The following is an 18,417-nucleotide window of genomic DNA, read 5'->3' on the forward strand; positions in this document are numbered from 1 at the left end:
ATGACAACTGAATTTCAAACTGATGTTTCTGTAAGTAAAGCAAATGTAGACACGATTAATATTGGTAAGCGACTTAAAGTTAAGAGATTAGAACTAGAGTTTGATGAAAGACATGTTGCAACAGAGTTAAAAATTCCTATTGATCAAGTTCGCGCCCTTGAGTCCAATAATTTTAAATATTTTCGATCCACGACATTCGCTCGTGGGTTTCTAAAAAGCTACTGCCGTTTGCTCGGTGTTGAGCCGTCCGAAATATTGAATGCATTTGATGCAGAATTGGCCGATGCAGAACCAACAATAAAACCCGTTGATAAGGTAAATAAACAAACGCACCTAGGGGATCCTATTGTGATGCTTGTTTCAGTGGTTATTGTTGCTGTATTGGTGTTTTTGGTGTTCTGGTGGCCAGCGCAATCGAATAAAGACTTTGAAGCGGCTGGAACGAATGTGGAAGCCTCAAGCGAGAATACCGCGTCGGCTGCTAATGATGAGCGCGAAGCGCCAGTGTTGTCTAATGAAGCTAATGAGCCTGAAGTGATTGCTGAGGTCGTATCTGACAAGCAGCCACAAGCAACCAGCGAAGTTACCGAAGAATCACTAGAACAAGGTGATGTGGTGACTGGATTGTCAGCGGAGACAATGGCCATTTTAGAAGAAGCTGGTGTGAGTCCTGAAGAGGTTGTGAGAGCAACCGCTGAAGTGCCAGCAGAATTGGCCACTGAAACAAAAGCACCTTCTTATTCGAACGATGTGGTTGTTACCTTTGATGCGGATTGTTGGACTGAAGTCCGTGATGCATCAGGCAAAATTTTATTCTCTGGTGTTAAATCCGCTGGCAGTGAATTAACACTGACAGGAAAAGCGCCTTACCGAGTGGTATTAGGTTATGCCAAAGGTGTTTCATCCTTGAAATACAAAGGTGAAGATTTCGATTTTTCTTCTTTTACACGTAAAGATTTGGCTCGCTTTGAGCTCAAGTAGAGACTTCTATGCATTTTGAATCACCTATAAAACGCCGCCATTCTCGTCAAATTATGGTCGGGAATGTTCCGGTAGGCGGTGGAGCGCCAATTAGTATTCAGAGTATGACGAATACTGAAACCTGCGATGTGGATGCCACGGTCGCGCAAATTCGTGCAATAGCGGACGCCGGTGCTGACATAGTACGAGTATCGATTCCTTCTATGGACGCAGCAGAAGCGTTTAAGAAAATACGAGAAGCGGTGTCCACACCGTTAGTTGCGGATATTCATTTTGACTATAAAATTGCATTAAAAGTGGCTGAATATGGGGTAGATTGTCTCCGTATTAATCCGGGCAACATCGGCAATAAAGACCGTGTGCGTGCCGTTGTTGATTGTGCAAGAGACAAGAATATTCCGATTCGAATTGGTGTGAACGCTGGATCGTTAGAAAAAGATTTGCAAAAAAAGTACGGTGAACCAACACCCGATGCGTTGGTGGAATCGGCTTTTCGCCAAATTCAGTATTTCGATGAATTGGATTTTCATGAGTACAAATTAAGTCTGAAAGCGTCCGATATTTTTATGACGGTCGAGGCTTATCGTAAAATTGCTAGCCAAATTGACAACCCTTTGCACTTGGGTATTACAGAAGCGGGCGGATTACGCTCGGGAACGGTAAAGTCTTCTATCGGGTTAGGTCTGCTTTTGATGGATGGTATCGGTGACACGCTACGCGTTTCTCTGGCGGCAGATCCAGTTCAAGAGGTGAAAGTGGGTTGGGACATGTTGCGTAGTTTGAAATTGCGCAATCGGGGAATCAACTTTATTGCCTGCCCAAGCTGCTCTCGTCAGAACTTTGATGTTATTAAAACGATGAATGAGTTAGAAGAGCGTTTAGAGGACATTACGATTCCGATGGACGTGGCGGTTATTGGTTGTGTTGTTAATGGCCCCGGTGAAGCAAAAGAAGCGGATATCGGCTTGGCTGGCGGCACGCCAAATAACTTAATTTATCAAGATGGTAAACCAAGCAGCAAGACGAAAAATGAAACGCTTGTTGATGATTTGGAAAACATGATTCGTAAAAAGGCGCTCCTGAAAGAACAGGAATTAGCCAATATTATTGTAAAAAATTAAGGATCCATTGTGGCTCGTAAAATTCAAGCAATCAGGGGAATGAACGATATTTTGCCTGATCAGTCCTCTGTTTGGTTATATTTAGAAAAAACAGTAGCGAGTGTTGTTAAGTCTTATGGATACCAACAAATCCGTTTTCCTATTGTCGAAAATACCGATTTGTTCAAGCGCGGTGTTGGTGAGACAACGGATATTGTTGAAAAAGAAATGTACACCTTTGAAGATCGTAATGGCGAGTCGTTGACGTTACGCCCTGAAGGAACGGCGAGTTGTGTCCGTGCGGCCGATCAGGCTGGCCTACTATTTAACCAAGTACAACGCTTGTGGTACACCGGTCCTATGTTCCGTTATGAACGTCCGCAAAAAGGTCGTTATCGTCAATTTCATCAAATTGGCGTGGAATCTTTCGGTATGGGATCGGCGGATATCGATGCGGAATTGATTATTTTGTCTGCTCGCTTATGGAAAAAGCTCGGTCTTTTAGAGCATGTTGAACTGCAATTAAACACAATTGGATTGGCTTCTGAGCGTGAGACTTATAAAGCCGCTTTGGTGGATTACCTAACGCAATATAAAGATCAGCTTGATGAAGACAGTCAGCGTCGTCTTACCACTAACCCACTACGAATTTTGGACTCTAAAGACGAAGCAACTCAAGCTGTTCTCAAAAATGCGCCAAATTTAGAAGACTTTATTGGGGAAGAATCCCAAGCGCATTTTGACCGTTTGCAGGCGGCACTGAAGGCGAATGGAATCTCCTATGTGATCAATCGTCGTTTGGTTCGTGGTTTAGATTATTACGGTAAGACAGTGTTTGAATGGGTGACGACTCATTTAGGCTCGCAAGCAACCGTTTGTGCGGGTGGTCGCTACGATGGTTTGGTTGAGCAGTTAGGTGGCAAGCCAACACCAGCGGTCGGATTTGCTATGGGAATTGAACGTTTGGTGTTATTGCTTGAGACATTAGATCTAATCCCAGAGGACGCTAAATTCTCAACGGATGTGTTTGTTATCAGTATGGGAGACGATGCCGAGATAGCCTCCTTTGTTCTGGCCGAAACCTTGCGCGAAGCACATTCTGATTTGGTGATATTGCGCCATTGTGGTGGTGGTAATTTTAAAAACCAAATGAAAAAAGCGGATAAGTCCGACGCTCGATTTACGATTATTGTAGGTCAAGACGAAGTGGAGCAAGGTATTTGTCAGGTTAAAGATATGTCAACGGGCGAGCAAAAAGCGCTTCCTTTTGATGATGTTGCTGCTTTTATCAATGCTGCGTTGTAATTGAATTGAACAGTGTGCGCCTTTAAATTATTTGGCAGTATACCTTGTATGAGGAAACGAAAGTGTCTGAACTAAAGACTGAAGAAGAACAAATCGAAGCATTTAAATCTTGGTGGAAGAAAAATGGTCTGATGACCGTTGCTGCTGTCGCTATTGCTGTCGGTGGTTATTTCGGCTGGCAGGCTTGGAAAACAAGTCAAGCGAATTACACCAGTGAGGCGTCTGCACTGTATCAAAACTTGGTTCAGGCAGCCGCAGACTTAAGTGATGAGAATAATCAAAAAACAGTAACCTTTATTGCCAAGCAATTGTCTGAGGATTATGGCGATACGGGTTATGCTATGTTTGGGCAATTATTTTTAGCTCGAGTCGATGCTGAAAAAGGCCAGTATGATCAAGCAATTACTGATCTAGAAAATGCTATAGGTAAAACAGAAGATGCTTCTTTTATTGCCATTGCTGATTTGCGAATTGCGCAACTGATGCTGCAAAAAGACGATTTCAGTGGTGCCTTGGCTCGTGCTGAAAAAGTGACTGAGCAAGAGTTTGATGCGCAAAAACAAGAGTTAATAGGTGATATTTATATACAGCAAGGAAAGCGTGATGAGGCTCGATTGGCGTATCAAAAAGCCAGCGATGCTTTAGGTGTCGGTGTCAATCATCCATTGCTTGATATAAAACTGAAGGATTTGGTGAAGGGATAACTATGCGTAAGTCGTCTCTGTTCATCATAGTGTGTGCCACACTTGTGCTTCAAGGGTGTTCTAACTCTCGTCCTGCATTGCCAGATCTTCCGTCTTTAGAGAATAAAGTGGATTTGTCAAAGTCGTGGCGCTCTGGCGTCGACAGTAATTTCGGCGAATCGAGCGAGCGTTTTAATCTTGTGGCAGAAGACGGTTCTCTTTTCTTTGTCACTGATAAGGGAACGCTGTACGAACTTAATCAGGAAAATGGTAAAGAAAAAGACGCCTTTGAGACCACTTACAGAGCAAGCTCTGGTGTGACTCGTCATGATGACGTTTTGTATTTTGGTACTTATGATGCTCAGTTAGTAGCTGCGTCAATGTCGAGCAAGTCCATCTTGTGGGAGAAGACGCTTAGTTCTGAAGTTTTGTCTGAATCAGCTTACGCGGCCGGCAAGTTAGCGATTCAGACTGCCGATGGATGGCTGAGCGTGTTAGATGCCAATACGGGTGATACTCAATGGCGAGCAAAAGAAGATTTGCCATCATTGACAGTTCGTGGTACAAGCGCGCCTATTATTGCAAATGGCAAAGTCATTGCAGGTTTTGCTGATGGCAAGTTGAAAGCGTACGACCTTCAAACAGGCAGTCTCGTTTGGTCTTATGAAGTAGGCAAACCAGAAGGGCGTTACGAAATAGAGCGGTTAAGCGATATTGATGGTCGATTGATTGTCGCAAATGGGGTGGTTTATGCGGTTGCATATAACGGCACCTTGGTCGCACTTTCTATTGAAAATGGTCGTCCACTTTGGCAGCGTAGTATCTCTAGTTCCGTAGGGGTAGCCGTCAAAGGGGAGCTATTGGTTGCAGTTGATATGAAGAGCAAGGTGATCGCTCTGAACGCAAAGAATGGCACCGAAATATGGGAAAATTCAGATCTTATTGAACGAGATTTGATTACGCCAGAATTTTTTAGAGACTATGTTGCTGTGATGGACCGTGGTGGCTATGTTCATTTACTTGACCTAGTAACAGGTGAAGTGGCTGCGCATCGATTAGCGGATAATAGTGTTCCATCTGGTAGTCGTATGGTAGCAAAAGATAAGCAATTATTTCTTTTAACGCCGAACGCTAATGTGACGGCATTGAGCTACTGAAATCGATTCTGATTTTTGTAGCGAATTTTAGAAGCGGCTGCCATCCCCCTATGGAGATGGTGGCCACTTTGTATTTTTATAGGTAAAAAAATGATTCCAGTTATTGCATTGGTAGGTAGACCCAATGTTGGCAAATCAACGCTTTTCAATCAGTTGACGAGATCTCGTGATGCTTTGGTTGCCGATTACCCAGGCTTAACTCGTGACCGTAAATACGGTGATGGAAAGCTTGGTGAGCATGAATTTATTGTTATTGATACTGGCGGTATCAGTGGTGATGAACAAGGTATTGACGAAAAAATGGCTCGCCAGTCTTTGCTGGCAATAGAAGAAGCGGATGCCGTTTTGTTTTTGGTGGATGGACGTCATGGATTGAACCCAGCCGATGAAATGATTGCGAATCACTTACGTCGTTCCAATAAGCCGGTTTCTCTTGTTGTAAATAAGACGGACGGTATTAACGAAGACATCGCGTTAGCGGATTTTTATTCTTTGGGTATGGGTGAACTTCACCCTATCGCAGCTTCTCATGGTAAAGGCGTACATATCTTGATTGACAAGGTAATGTTGCCGTATGCCGAGCGTGTCGAAGAAGCGAAGAATCAAATTAACCTTGAATCGCGTGGTATTCGTATTGGGGTGGTCGGTCGTCCGAATGTGGGGAAATCTACATTGGTAAACCGAATGTTGGGCGAAGATCGTGTTGTGGTATATGACATGCCTGGTACGACACGAGACAGTGTTTACATTCCTTATGTTCGTCACGATAAAGAATACACACTTATTGATACCGCAGGGATTCGTCGTCGTAAGCATGTAAAAGAAGCGGTTGAGAAGTTTTCTATTGTTAAGACTTTGCAGGCTATCCAAGACGCCAATGTGGTTATTGTGGTCATCGACTCCCATGAGGATTTGGTTGAACAAGATCTTCATATGATTGGTTATGTGTTGGATGCGGGTCGCGGCGTAATCATTGCCATTAATAAATGGGATGGTTTGAAGAAAGACGATCGTGAGCACATTAAGAGTGAGGTTGAACGTCGTTTGGGTTTTGTTCCTTATGCTAAGGTGCATTACATCTCGGCCTTGCACGGTACAGGTGTTGGTGACTTGTACGATACGATAGAAAGTACGTATGAATCTTGTTATGCGAAGTGGTCGACCAACCGTTTGACTCGTATTCTTGAAGACTCTGTGGCTGAGCATCAGCCACCAATGGTTAATAGCCGTCGAATTAAATTACGTTACGCGCACCAAGGTGGATCTAACCCGCCGCGTATTGTTGTGCATGGTAATCAGACAGATTCATTGCCAGGTAGCTATAAGCGTTATCTAGAGAATAAGTTCAGAACCGTGTTAAACATCACGGGTACGCCAATTATTTTCGAGTTCAAATCTTCTGAGAACCCGTTCGCTCCTAAGAAATAACAACTATTTTTTATAAGAGTGTCTAAGAATCTCTGAGTGCCTGTTTTTTACATGGGGACTTGGAGATTTTTTTATGTAAAATGAATGAAATCTCTTTCTAAATATAAGGTTATTCACTATTCTCGCGCCGATGGCGTTAACCTTTTAATATGCGCCTTATTTTCTAAGCATCGTTTTTGCGTTTGCTTTCTTTTTTTGTTCAAAGGACATCTATGAAAATCGCAATTCTTTCTCGTAATCCTCGACTTTATTCCACTCGTCGTTTGGTTGAGGCCGGTGAAAAGCTTGGCCATGAGGTGGATGTAATTGACACGATGCACTGCTATATGGACATTACAAGCAGCAGCCCTTCCGTCCGTTACGATGGCAAACCGCTGCCTAAATACGATGCGGTTATCCCTAGAATTGGTGCTTCCGTCACGTTTTATGGAACGGCGGTGGTTCGACAGTTTGAAATGATGGGGACGTACAGCATCAATGAATCGGTCGCCATTAGCCGTTCTCGTGATAAGTTAAGATCCTTGCAATTGATGTCCCGTAAAGGGCTTGGCTTGCCTAAAACAGGTTTCGCACACCATCCGGATAAGATCGGCGACTTGTTGAAAAACGTCGGCGGAGCCCCAGTGGTTATTAAATTATTAGAAGGAACGCAAGGAATTGGCGTGGTTCTGGCTGAATCAAATAAAACAGCGGAATCTATTATCGAAGCCTTTATGGGGCTAAAAGCCAATATTTTGGTGCAGGAATACATTAAAGAGGCGGGTGGCGCAGACATACGTTGTCTTGTGGTGGGCGGTAAAGTGATCGCGGCAATGAAACGTCAAGGTGCTGAAGGAGAGTTTCGCTCAAACCTTCACCGTGGTGGCACGGCATCGTTAATTAGATTATCACCAGAAGAGCGCCGTACGGCGGTAGAGGCTGCGAAAGTGATGGGCCTGAACATGTGTGGTGTTGATATTTTAAGGTCTAACCATGGCCCATTGATTATGGAAGTGAATTCTTCGCCTGGTCTGGAAGGAATTGAATCCGCAACAGGAAAGGATGTGGCTTCGATGATTATTCAACATATCGAAAAAACCGCGTTGCAAAGTAGCACAAAGACGAAAGGAAAAGGCTAATGGGCAAATCAACTTTAACCATTGGCGGTGTCGACATCCCATTGGGTGGTACAGCTCGCATTAAACTACCAATGGTGAAGTTGTATACCGACACTAACATGTCGATGCCTGTGTTTGTAAAGCGTGGTAAGCGCTCAGGGCCGACCTTGTTTATTAGTGCTGCTATTCATGGTGATGAGTTAAATGGCATCGAGATTATTAGCCGTATTATTCAAAGTAAATACCTTGAAAACCTGAAAGGGACCTTGATCGCTGTGCCCATTGTTAATGGGTATGGCGTATTGAGCCAAAGTCGTTACTTGCCTGACCGCCGCGATTTAAACCGTTCTTTTCCCGGCTCTAAACGAGGCTCCTTAGCAGGGCGCGTTGCGGATCGGTTTTTGAGTGAAATCGTTGCCAAGGCAGATTACGGCATAGACTTACACACCGGAAGTTTACACCGCACGAATTTACCGCAAGTAAGAGCAAATTTGGATGACCCTGAAACATTGTCAATTGCCAAGGCGTTTGGGGTGCCTGTACTGATGAACTCTAACCTTCGTGATGGCTCATTACGAGAGTGCGCGAATGACGTTGGTGCCAAGGTAATACTCTATGAAGCAGGAGAAGCCTTACGGTTTGATGAGCTATCAATAAGAGCAGGCGTAAAAGGGATTGTAGGGGTGATGAGGCACCTGAGTATGTTGCCTAAATCGCGCAGCAAAAAGTCACTGTCTGAACCAAGGATTGCTCGCAGTAGTAGTTGGATTAGGGCTACGGACAGTGGTTTTACCACACACATCAAAGAGCTGGGTGACTTGGTTGAAACAGGCGATGTTCTGGCTGAAATAAAAGACCCTTATGGCGATATCTTGGATAAAGTATTGTGCAAAAATGGCGGTATTATTATCGGTAAGCAAAATATTCCATTAGTGCAAGAAGGCGATGCTATGTACCATATTGCTCACTTTACTTCTCCTGATGAAGTGGCAGGGCATGTTGAAAGCATGCAGGATGAGCTAATGGACAGTGAAGCCTCACTGAGTTTAATTGACTATAAATCGTCTTAAATCATGGATTCATGCTATTTGTTGTATAAGTTGCATTAGATCAGCACGCAATAAGAAATGACGGTGTCATTTCATTCCGTTAAGTCGTTATTACACTTTTTTTTCATTAAAATCTCAGCATCAAATGTTGAGGTTTTTCATGTTCATTCTTCGTAGTGTTATTTACCTTTTTGCTGTCGCTGTTGTTGCGCAGCTTATTTCCTTAGAAGGCTATCAGTCGGGTTCTGTTGCAGAATACAGTGAGCATTCTCTTACAGAACACTTGCAAGATATGATGTCTTTTCTGAGTTGCTTATTGTTTCTTTATGTCGCGAGAAAGGACGCACAACTGAATATAGCGTCGACACTATTGGCGGCTTTATTGGCGATGATGTTCGTTCGAGAGTCCGATTCTCTGTTAGATCACTATGTGTTTGATGGGGCTTGGCAAGCTCTAGTGGGCCTTATTTTTGTTTGTGTTATTGTTTTTTTATGGGGGCGGTTTTCGTCAATATATGCCTCGCTAAAGGCGTATTCACAACAGTCAAGCTTCGGTACTTTTTTAGCGGGTTTTGTGGCCATTTTGGCCTTTTCCAGACTCATGGGTAGAGCGTCATTTTGGCAAGCGGTAATGGGCGATTCGTATATGCGCATCGTAAAAAATATAGTGGAAGAGGGTATTGAAACCCTAGGTTACACTTTGATTGTAAGCGTGCGGCAAACCACACATTTTAATCTTTCCCAAACCCCTTAAAGTCTGTTGTCTTTTAAATAGGAGCAACAGACTCATGTTTACTGCATCTTCCCAACTGAACGTTACACTGTCGTCCCTGAAAAACTCTCAACCTATTGAATCTAATGTGTTTTTATAAGATAGTGAATGCCTAAATCTTGCTATAAATGTAAGCGTGCGGTAAACCACATATAGGCCGCGTTAATTTTTTATTGCCATAAAACTTGTATCTGACACGTGATTGTAATAATTTAAGATTTGACAGAGGGTAAAGGATTTACCTATGCCTCCAGGACGGAGGCTCTGTCTCTTTTCAGGAAGATTCAAGGCTGCATGGATGCAGCGGGAAGATTTTTATCTTTATTCTCAATCTTAAGTCAGCTTGATATTCCACGGCAATAATTCTTCCATGTCATCGTTTTCTTTTCTTCTCGGCAGCTCTTCAAACAATCTTACTAAGTAATCATAAGGGATAAGCCCATTGGCTTTGGCTGTTTCTATTATGCTGTAAAGCGTTGCACTGGATTTTGCACCATTCCCCGTATTGGAGAACAACCAGTTTTTGCGTCCAATCACGAAGGGCTTGATGGCGCGCTCCGCTCGGTTGTTATCGATGTTGATACGATAATCGGTCAAGTAAACGCTCAGTTTGTCCCATTGATTGAGATTGTATTGGATCGCTTTGCTCAATAAGGATTTCGGTGGCACTTGTTGAGCCGATTTTTCAAGCCAGGCTTTGTAGTTCGCTAAGACTTCGGGCGCTTGCTCCTGACGGATTTTAAAGGCGGCTTCTGCATTGTCAGCCTGTTGGGCCAACGTCTCGATAGCGTACAGCTTTTTGATGTGATTGATCGCCATCGTTGCTTTTCCTGACTTGCCTTTCGGCATGCCTTTTTCCGCTTCAATAAACTTACGACGTGCATGTGCCCAGCAACCAGCCAGCTTGGCTTGGGTCGATTCGTACGCTTGGTAGCCATCGACATTAAGATAGCCATCGAAGCCTTGTAAAAAGTCGACGGCGCATTGCCCACTTCGTGTCGGTTGGTAATCGTATAGGACGATATTCGGGATCGGATTGCGTTTGTCTGGGGCATCTTTGCCTGTGCAATACACCCACATGTAACATTTCGAACGAGCTTCTTTGATCACATTGAGGGTGGTTTCATCCGCTTGGATAACGGACTGTTTCAGTAATTCTTGATGCAGCCGTTCATAAAGCTTCTCTAAGGCATCGGCACATTTTTTCATCCAATCTGACATGGTTCGTCGGCTCAACTCGATACCGTATTGCTTAAATAAGGTTTCTTGTCGATAGAGTGGTAAGCTGTATTGGAATTTGCCCGTGATAATCTGACTCAGCAGACTAGGGGTCGCGATGCCTTTGGGGATAATGCTCGGTGGCACAACCGCTTGCTTAATCGCATTCTGGGTGCCTGTTTTCTCACACTCACGGCACGCGTATTTAGGGCGAACCGTTTCGATGACCTTGAGTTGAGCCGGGATAAAATCAAGCTTTTCAGAACGGTCTTCACCTATGCGATGAAGTGCACCTTGGCAACATGAGCAGACTTTGTCTGACTCAGCGATATCCAGTACAACCGTTTCGCGAGGTAAATCCTTTGGCAGGGGCTGACGCTTAGGTTTCGAGCGAGTGTAAGAGACGGTCTGCGTTTCAGTCTCCGTGTCGATGACATCAGATTCGGCCGCCATTTCATCAAACAACTCACCTTGCCCAGGTGAGGTTTCCGAGCTTTTGCCAAACTGCTTTTGCTGCGCCAAACGCCACTGCTCTAAAATGAACGTGTATTTCGATTGCCACTGTGCAAGCTGCGAGTCTTTTTCACCCAACAGCCGAGCTTGCTCAAGCAAGATAGCCTTGAGTGACTCAACGTCATTGGGTAAGTTTTCTGGAAGCATTTTCATGGGTTGGATTATACCAACCTAATGGGTTATTCGTCATGATATCGATAGGTTAAATGCGGATGAGCCTCTTGAGAGTGAAGAGGCAAACCATCCAACAACCAATTAAGTTGTCGATGGGATATGTGCCGCGATAAATGTTCATCCTCAATGCCAGGCCATTGGAAAGAGCCTTTTTCCAATCGTTTGTAATGCAACCAAAAACCATTATTAGACCACTGCAATATTTTGATCTTGTCACGTGCTCGACCACAGAAGACAAAAATGTTCTCACTACAAGGTTCTTTTTCAAGATCGTAGGCGACGATATTGCAAAGCCCATCAATGGCTTTACGCATGTCGGTAGGCCCACAAATCAGTGTAACGTTAAGCTGGGAAGACGCGGTAAACATGAGTCTGTTGCTCTGATTTAAAAGACAACAGACTTTAAGGTGTTTGAAGATAATTAAAATGTGTGGTTTGCCGGACGCTTACCTTTGATTTTAATCTCAGCCGTGGAATTGGTGATTGTTTGCCGTCGACGCCATCGTGAGTTGCTCGCCTTAAAGTAAAGAACGGATGTTCAACAACAAAAAAGCACGCCATGTTAAAACGATGGCGTGCTTTTTTTTGGGCTTATTGTCTTAGCCTATACAGTTAAGTTATTGGCGAGACTTAACCTTTGGCTTACGGCGCTTCGCTGAAGGCGCTGTGCCACTATTAGAGCGTCCCGCTGAATGTTTAGCCTCATTATTGGTTTTTCGGCGAGCTTTCTCTGCTGCCGTATTTTTCTCAAGAGTTGGCCGGTTTGAAGAATGAGAAGCACCGGTTGCTTGGCCAGGTTTGGCTTTTTGAGGGCGTCGGTGAATCTGTTTGTCTTTTTCTTCCGCAGGTACTAATTTGTTGTCGCCATGGCCGATTAGGTCAGCACGCCCCATTTTAATTAGGGTGTTGCGTAAATCTTGCCAATTGCTGGCATCGTGATAGCGTAAAAACCCTTTTTGTACGGTACGCTGTTTGGCGTCTTTAGGGGTGTATACGTCTTCACTCTTGTACGTTACCGGCTTCAGCGGGTTTTTGCCCGAATGATACATGGCGGTGGCCAATGACATCGGTGACGGGTAAAAGGTTTGTACTTGGTCTGGTTTAAAATCATGAGTTTTTAACCATACCGCGAGGTTCAGCATGTCTTCGTCTGAGCTTCCTGGGTGAGCGGCGATAAAGTACGGAATTAAATGCTGCTTTTTCCCCGCTTCTTTGGAATATTTGTCGAACATCCGTTTGAAACGGTCGTACGTCCCCATGCCTGGCTTCATCATTTTCGATAATGTGCCTTGCTCTGAGTGCTCAGGCGCAATTTTTAATAGGCCGCCAACGTGGTGTGTAACAAGTTCACGAACGTATTCTGGGTCTTCCACCGCCAAGTCATAACGTAAACCAGAGGCAATAGACACAGTGTGAATACCTTCTATTGCGCGGGTCTTACGATACAGTTCCGTCGTTGGGCTGTGATCGGTGTTTAAGTTAGAGCAGATGGTTGGATAGACGCAAGACAATTTGCGGCATGACGCTTGAACTTCATCGTCGTTACAGTTCAGGGTGTACATGTTAGATGTAGGGCCACCTAGATCGGAAATGTGTCCAGTGAATCCAGATACTTTCGCTTTAATATCTTCAATTTCGTTCAAAATAGATTCGTGTGAACGGGACTGAATGACGCGACCTTCGTGTTCGGTGATGGAGCAAAATGTACAGCCTCCAAAACAGCCGCGCATGATGTTGATTGATGTTTTTATCATGTCATAAGCAGGAATGCGGGCTTTTTTGTATTTTGGGTGCGGCACTCGGGCATAAGGTAAATCGAAGACGCCATCCATCTCAGGTGTTTCGAGTGGAATTGGCGGCGGGTTTACCCAGATTTCTTTTTTACCGTGTTTTTGAATCAGCGCACGCGCGTTATGGGGGTTTGATTCAAGATGTAAAATACGCGATGTGTGTGCATACAAGACAGGGTCTTTGGATACTTTTTCGAAAGAAGGTAAGCGAATGTAGGTTTTCTCTGGATCGAGTTTCTCGCCACGACGTAAAGGCGCAGGAATAACGCGAATGGGCATGACGTCCGATTCTTCTTCGTCTTTAGTTTGGCACTTACCCTCTGGGATGTATTCATATGGGCTGTAGATTTGGTCTACTTTGCCAGGCCAATCTACCCGAGTTGAATCGATTTCAGTGAAGCCACCTGGCGGCGCGTTACGCACAATGGTCGTACCACGAATGTCGGTGAGTTCGTCTAAGGTTTTGCCCATCGCCATCTGGTGGGTTACTTCGATCATAGCCCGTTCCGCATTACCGTAAAGCAAAATGTCGGCGGTGGAATCGATCAACACCGAGCGGCGAACTTCGTCACTCCAGTAATCGTATTGTGCGATGCGGCGTAGGCTGGCTTCAATTCCACCAATCATAACCGGAACATCTTGGAAAGCTTCTTTGCAGCGCTGAGAATAAACAATGACCGCGCGATCGGGGCGTTTCCCACCCACACCGTATGGTGTGTAGGCGTCGTCATTGCGTACTTTTAAATCGGCGGTGTAACGATTGATCAACGAATCCATATTGCCTGCAGTGACACCGAAATACAGATTAGGTCGTCCAAGACGCATAAAGTCGTCTGTATTGCGCCAATCTGGTTGGTCGATAATACCAACGCGATACCCTTGAGCTTCAAGCAATCGACCTAATACCGCCATGCCAAAACTTGGGTGGTCCACATAAGCATCTCCTGACACTATGATCACATCACAGCTGTCCCAGCCAAGAGCGTCCATTTCCTCTCGGGTGGTGGGTAGGAATGGAGAAACGCCGTAACATTCTGCCCAATACAATGGGTAAGAGAAAAGTTGTTTGGCGGTTTTATGTCGTTTGATCATTGTCTACTCTTGGTATCGGATGCAATACGCGCTGCGATTACGAGGATACATGGATTATCGGTGAAAAATTGTGCCGTATTATCCCAGAAAATGGTAAGGGTAGACAGTGTAATCTGTGTACCTTACCGCTTTCTTATTCATGGCTGAATGCGCCAAACACTTTCTTCAAAAACAGAGTGTCCTCTCTCTTTGTATTGTGGGTGGGTTGGCGCCAAATTTTCGGCGACGATTTTGTGAATTTTTTCTCCCCACATGGATGTGATGCTGTGTTCCTCAACGGAAAAGGGCGGCCCTTGGTTCTCACCATCATAGTACAATGAGATGAGCAGTACCCAGGCTGAAGGGGACAATCGGTCAAGTGTATGACGCACATATTCGGCGCGTTTTGAGTCTGGCATGGCGACCATGGCAGCGCGATCATAGCAGGCATCGAAGTGGCTTTCGTTAAATTGAAAATAGTCGCCTTCGACAATGCGCAGAGGCAAATCATGGACGGTATGAATCTTTAATTCACCCTCTTGGTGAGTGTCATAGCTGAAGTCGTTATCCCCCAAAAATTGCACGACAGCCAAAGACGAAAGCTCAACGCCTGTCACCTGATAGCCTTGTTCTGCGAGCCAGATCATGTCATTGGATTTACCGCACAAAGGCACCAGAACGTGACTGCTTTTAGGCAATGTGGGCCAAAATTCTACGAGCTTAGGGTTCACGCCTTCCATATGAAAACCGATGCGGCCCGTTTTCCAACGATCTAGCCAAAATTCATTTGTAATCACGATAACCTCATTAAATGTGGGCTTGTTTAAAGTTCTGTATGTCTTATCCTAAACGGTGGAATTAGGTGATTGGATTTTCCAGTTAGGTCAAGGCTAGTATAGACATCTGCGGTGACTTTTCATTGCCACTTTCGTCCATTTTTACATACAGAGGCTGTCATTTTGAATATGGGGTTACTATGTCTTTAGAGTCTGCGCCAGATCACATTAAACTTGCTGTTGATTTGATTGAGCTATTGGAAGAACACGAAGTTGAGCCCGAGGTTGCCGTAGAAGCATTGTCTATTGTGTTGAAAGACTTTCAAAATAAGCGTGATAAAAACAACATAAAAGGCGGCTAAGTTTTTCATTTTAAAGCCTAAAATGGACGAAGTTCTGACTTTGCTTATCCAACATTATTCGCCGGTAACGTAGACATTTGCCTTGTTACATTCGCTATAATGGCCGCCATCCTATTTTGTTAAGAAGATTTACTATTTTGCACACACTTGATCAACTGAATCGTGGAGAGCTAAAAGGGGTGGTCCGTCTGCAGCTGTCTGAAGAGTTAACGACGTTTCCAGACGCTATTTTTGACCTTGCCGATAGCTTAGAAATATTGGATTTATCGAATAATAACCTAAGCTCTTTGCCTGCGGATTTATCTCGACTCAAAAAACTGCGTATTCTCTTTTGCTCCAATAACCAATTTACGCATTTGCCAGCCGTGTTAGGCGAGTGTGCGCAGCTGGAAATGATCGGCTTCAAAAGCAATAAAATCGTGTCGGTGTCTTCTGATTCATTACCAACGTTGACCCGTTGGCTGATTTTGACTGATAACAAAATTGAATATCTTCCCGAAGATGTTGGACGCTTAGCTCGTTTGCAAAAGCTAGCGTTGGCAGGAAACCGTTTAACGGCTCTGCCTGACTCTCTTGTTAATTGCCAAAAATTGGAGTTGGTTCGGCTGTCGGCCAATCAGCTTAAGGCTTTTCCAGATGTCTTATTGCATTTGCCACGTTTAGCTTGGTTGGCGTTTTCGGGCAACCCATTTTGCGCTGAGCGTGACCCGCATAATGAATTTAAAACGGTACCTTTTTCGGATTTGACGTTGCACCAAGTGTTAGGTCAAGGCGCGTCAGGGGTTATTTCATTGGCAACCTGGCACCATAACCGATTTGATTTTTCCGATTCTGTAGCAGTCAAAGTCTTTAAAGGTGAGGTGACCAGTGACGGCTATCCAGAAGATGAGCTGGATGCGTGTTTGGCCGTTGGAAGTCACAGCAATTTGGTTCAGCCTTTGGCGAAAGTCTCAGAGCCCAACTGTTCGGCTTTGGTGATGGAGCTGATTCCTGCGCATTATACAAATTTAGGTCAACCGCCGAGTCTGGACTCGTGCACCCGAGATACGTTTGTGAAAGAGCAAGAGTTCTCGATTGAAAAAATCGCTTATGTTATTGAGCAGGCGGATCGGCTGGTGGCGCATTTTTGTGAGAGAAAAGTCAGCCATGGTGATTTCTATGCACACAATACTTTGATCAATCAAGATGGTCATATTTTGTTTGGAGATTTTGGTGCCGCATCAAAGTATGCGAATTTATCGGAGCAGCAACAGGGTGGTATTGAACAAATAGAGCAGCGCGCTTTAGGCTTCTTTATTGATGATATGTTGAATTTGTGTGACGAAGTTGGGCAAAAAAGCGTGTTGTATGATTCGCTAAGCAAGCGCCGTTTCGTTTAATCGCTCAAAAAAACGCCTCGCAGGGTAAATAATGCGAGGCGTTTTATGTTGAAACGTGTTAGATCATAGGCTTAAAGCATTTGCTTGGCTTTTTCGGTCAAACGAATGGTTTGATCGCACGCGTTAGCCAATTCGATGCCTTTCTTAACAAAATGACGACTAAAGTAGTCTTTATGCTCGTCGTGTTCATGGAAATTATGAGGTGTCAGCACCGCCGTAAGAACCGGAACTTCTGTTTCCAATTGAACTTGCATTAATGCATTGCAAATTGCCTGAGCAACAAAGTCATGACGGTAGATGCCGCCATCTACAACCAAGGCTGTACCAGCAATCGCGGAATATTGACCGCTCTTTGCCAGTAGTTTGGCTTGTAATGGAATTTCATATCCGCCAGGAACGGGAATGATGTCGATCAAAGACGCATCGTAGCCGCGAGAAACAAGTTCTTTTGTGAAGCCTTCAACGCAATTTAAAACGATGTCTGTGTGCCAAGAAGCGTGCAGAATCGCAATGCGTTTTGTTGCTGGAGTAAATTCAGTGTTATTCGTTGAGCTCTGATTCATGTGTTAATCCTAAAAATCTAAGGTGAATCAGGGCGAACGGGCAGGCAAATATACCACGATAAAATGGCATACCTTAACATGATGAGCCTAAAATAGGCACCATCATTAGAGGTTTTGTCTGACGCGCTCTCTATCATCCGGACTGTAACCGTCGGCTCTGGATTCACACCAGATCTGCTGACCCTAAAAGAAAGACTTCTTGTAGGCGCTCGCGGGCTTAGACTGTGATTAAAACAGGGTCTTTACCGCCGGTGGGGAATTTCACCCCGCCCCGAGAACGAAGTCGGATACATCCGACAGACGAAATATACTCGTTTTTGCCGGTGGCTGTCAAAGTGTCTGCCTTCCTCAACTGTGGTGACTTTGTGACAATTTTATGGATAACAAAAAGTAACCAAGAATGGGGGGGGCTAGTAGTGCTTTTTGTCTAGCTGGATATAAAATTACTATTAAGAGATTTTAATGTTTTGTTACAATAGCGCGCTGTTTATAACGAATAGCTTGGAATATTAGTCTGGAATGGAGTCTTACATGGTGAATATACACAAGACATTTGTGCATCGAGTGTTGATTGATCTGTCTGTTTTTGGCTTAGCGGCATGCAGTTCGGTTCATAAAGACACCACACATCTTAATGAAAGTGATGAGATGGAAGATATTTCTCAAACCAACTCGGCTGAATACCTTTGCAACAACACGCTTTTAACTGTGTTGTTCCATGCAGAAAATGCCCAAGTAAACTGGAAGGATAAAAACTACCATCTGACACATGCCATCAGTGCTTCTGGTGCTTTTTATCTAGGGGAAGGTTTGTCATTTTGGATTCATGGCGATGAAGCCGAAATTGAGCAAGGTGTCGTAAAAACTCAATGTCACCTTGTTCGAGTTGACTCTTAAATAGCTTTCAAATTAGATCACCTGAAGGGCGTTCACTTTAAATCGTGGTGTTTTCATCCCGTCACATTTGCAATACGTGTACAATGGCTTCATTCGCGCCTT

The 18,417-nt window shown here is 44.4% G+C and carries 17 protein-coding genes and 1 riboswitch; of the genes, 12 read left to right on the forward strand and 5 right to left on the reverse strand.

The window, feature by feature from the left end; all coding sequences use genetic code 11:
• From AABA11_RS04810 to AABA11_RS04850, 9 genes are all read left to right on the forward strand, one after another.
• The gene (locus AABA11_RS04810; protein ID WP_338265868.1) at nt 1-981 is read left to right on the forward strand and encodes a RodZ domain-containing protein; all 981 of its coding nucleotides are present in this window, start codon (nt 1-3) and stop codon (nt 979-981) included.
• Nucleotides 982-989: 8 nt separating this feature from the next.
• Entirely contained in the window at nt 990-2,102 is a 1,113-nt protein-coding gene (gene ispG, locus AABA11_RS04815) for a flavodoxin-dependent (E)-4-hydroxy-3-methylbut-2-enyl-diphosphate synthase (protein ID WP_265728796.1), read from the forward strand.
• A 9-nt stretch (nt 2,103-2,111) separates the two neighbouring features.
• Nucleotides 2,112-3,386 carry a histidine--tRNA ligase gene (hisS, locus tag AABA11_RS04820; RefSeq protein ID WP_338265871.1) on the forward strand — a complete coding sequence of 425 codons (1,275 nt, stop codon included), beginning with the start codon at nt 2,112-2,114 and terminating at the stop codon, nt 3,384-3,386.
• A gap of 62 nt (nt 3,387-3,448) precedes the next feature.
• Nucleotides 3,449-4,090, forward strand: a complete 642-nt coding sequence (locus AABA11_RS04825; RefSeq protein ID WP_265728798.1) for a YfgM family protein — start codon at nt 3,449-3,451, stop codon at nt 4,088-4,090.
• Nucleotides 4,091-4,092: 2 nt separating this feature from the next.
• Complete coding sequence (gene bamB, locus AABA11_RS04830) at nt 4,093-5,226, forward strand: outer membrane protein assembly factor BamB (protein WP_338265874.1); 1,134 nt, start codon at nt 4,093-4,095, stop codon at nt 5,224-5,226.
• 90 nt (nt 5,227-5,316) lie between these two features.
• Complete coding sequence (gene der, locus AABA11_RS04835) at nt 5,317-6,654, forward strand: ribosome biogenesis GTPase Der (protein ID WP_265728800.1); 1,338 nt, start codon at nt 5,317-5,319, stop codon at nt 6,652-6,654.
• A gap of 212 nt (nt 6,655-6,866) precedes the next feature.
• Nucleotides 6,867-7,772 (forward strand): 30S ribosomal protein S6--L-glutamate ligase, encoded by a 906-nt coding sequence (rimK, locus tag AABA11_RS04840; protein ID WP_338265875.1) that lies wholly within the window; start codon nt 6,867-6,869, stop codon nt 7,770-7,772.
• Complete coding sequence (locus AABA11_RS04845) at nt 7,772-8,821, forward strand: succinylglutamate desuccinylase/aspartoacylase family protein (protein ID WP_265728802.1); 1,050 nt, start codon at nt 7,772-7,774, stop codon at nt 8,819-8,821. Before rimK ends, AABA11_RS04845 begins: the two co-directional genes overlap by 1 nt.
• 139 nt (nt 8,822-8,960) lie before the next feature.
• Nucleotides 8,961-9,554, forward strand: coding sequence for a hypothetical protein (locus AABA11_RS04850; RefSeq protein ID WP_338265877.1), 594 nt, complete (start codon nt 8,961-8,963; stop codon nt 9,552-9,554).
• Nucleotides 9,555-9,905: 351 nt separating this feature from the next.
• Here AABA11_RS04850 and tnpC read toward each other — a convergent pair whose 3' ends face one another.
• From tnpC to AABA11_RS04870, 4 genes are all read right to left on the reverse strand, one after another.
• On the reverse strand, nt 9,906-11,456 hold the full coding sequence (tnpC, locus tag AABA11_RS04855) for an IS66 family transposase (protein ID WP_338264682.1): 1,551 nt from the start codon (nt 11,454-11,456) through the stop codon (nt 9,906-9,908).
• Between the two features lie 26 nt (nt 11,457-11,482).
• A complete protein-coding gene (gene tnpB, locus AABA11_RS04860; protein WP_338265879.1) occupies nt 11,483-11,845 on the reverse strand; it encodes an IS66 family insertion sequence element accessory protein TnpB in 363 nt (120 codons plus the stop codon).
• Nucleotides 11,846-12,094: 249 nt separating this feature from the next.
• Nucleotides 12,095-14,359, reverse strand: a complete 2,265-nt coding sequence (locus AABA11_RS04865; RefSeq protein ID WP_338265881.1) for a YgiQ family radical SAM protein — start codon at nt 14,357-14,359, stop codon at nt 12,095-12,097.
• 137 nt (nt 14,360-14,496) lie between these two features.
• On the reverse strand, nt 14,497-15,135 hold the full coding sequence (locus AABA11_RS04870; protein WP_338265884.1) for a class I SAM-dependent methyltransferase: 639 nt from the start codon (nt 15,133-15,135) through the stop codon (nt 14,497-14,499).
• 179 nt (nt 15,136-15,314) lie between these two features.
• Here AABA11_RS04870 and rsmS point away from each other — a divergent pair, with 179 nt between their 5' ends.
• Together rsmS and AABA11_RS04880 are read left to right on the forward strand one after the other, a co-directional pair.
• Complete coding sequence (rsmS, locus tag AABA11_RS04875; protein ID WP_265728806.1) at nt 15,315-15,476, forward strand: pleiotropic regulatory protein RsmS; 162 nt, start codon at nt 15,315-15,317, stop codon at nt 15,474-15,476.
• A 137-nt stretch (nt 15,477-15,613) separates the two neighbouring features.
• Nucleotides 15,614-16,855: a leucine-rich repeat-containing protein kinase family protein gene (locus tag AABA11_RS04880; RefSeq protein WP_338265887.1), complete on the forward strand. Its 1,242-nt coding sequence runs from the start codon at nt 15,614-15,616 to the stop codon at nt 16,853-16,855.
• Between the two features lie 71 nt (nt 16,856-16,926).
• Here AABA11_RS04880 and AABA11_RS04885 read toward each other — a convergent pair whose 3' ends face one another.
• Nucleotides 16,927-17,418 (reverse strand): 6,7-dimethyl-8-ribityllumazine synthase, encoded by a 492-nt coding sequence (locus AABA11_RS04885; protein WP_265728808.1) that lies wholly within the window; start codon nt 17,416-17,418, stop codon nt 16,927-16,929.
• Nucleotides 17,419-17,539: 121 nt separating this feature from the next.
• Nucleotides 17,540-17,701: riboswitch (FMN riboswitch) on the reverse strand.
• A 248-nt stretch (nt 17,702-17,949) separates the two neighbouring features.
• Here AABA11_RS04885 and AABA11_RS04890 point away from each other — a divergent pair.
• Nucleotides 17,950-18,315 (forward strand): MliC family protein, encoded by a 366-nt coding sequence (locus AABA11_RS04890; protein WP_338265891.1) that lies wholly within the window; start codon nt 17,950-17,952, stop codon nt 18,313-18,315.
• Nucleotides 18,316-18,417: the final 102 nt, after the last annotated feature.

The sequence above is a fragment of the Marinomonas pontica genome (assembly GCF_036322735.1).
GTDB classification, from domain to species: domain Bacteria; phylum Pseudomonadota; class Gammaproteobacteria; order Pseudomonadales; family Marinomonadaceae; genus Marinomonas; species Marinomonas pontica.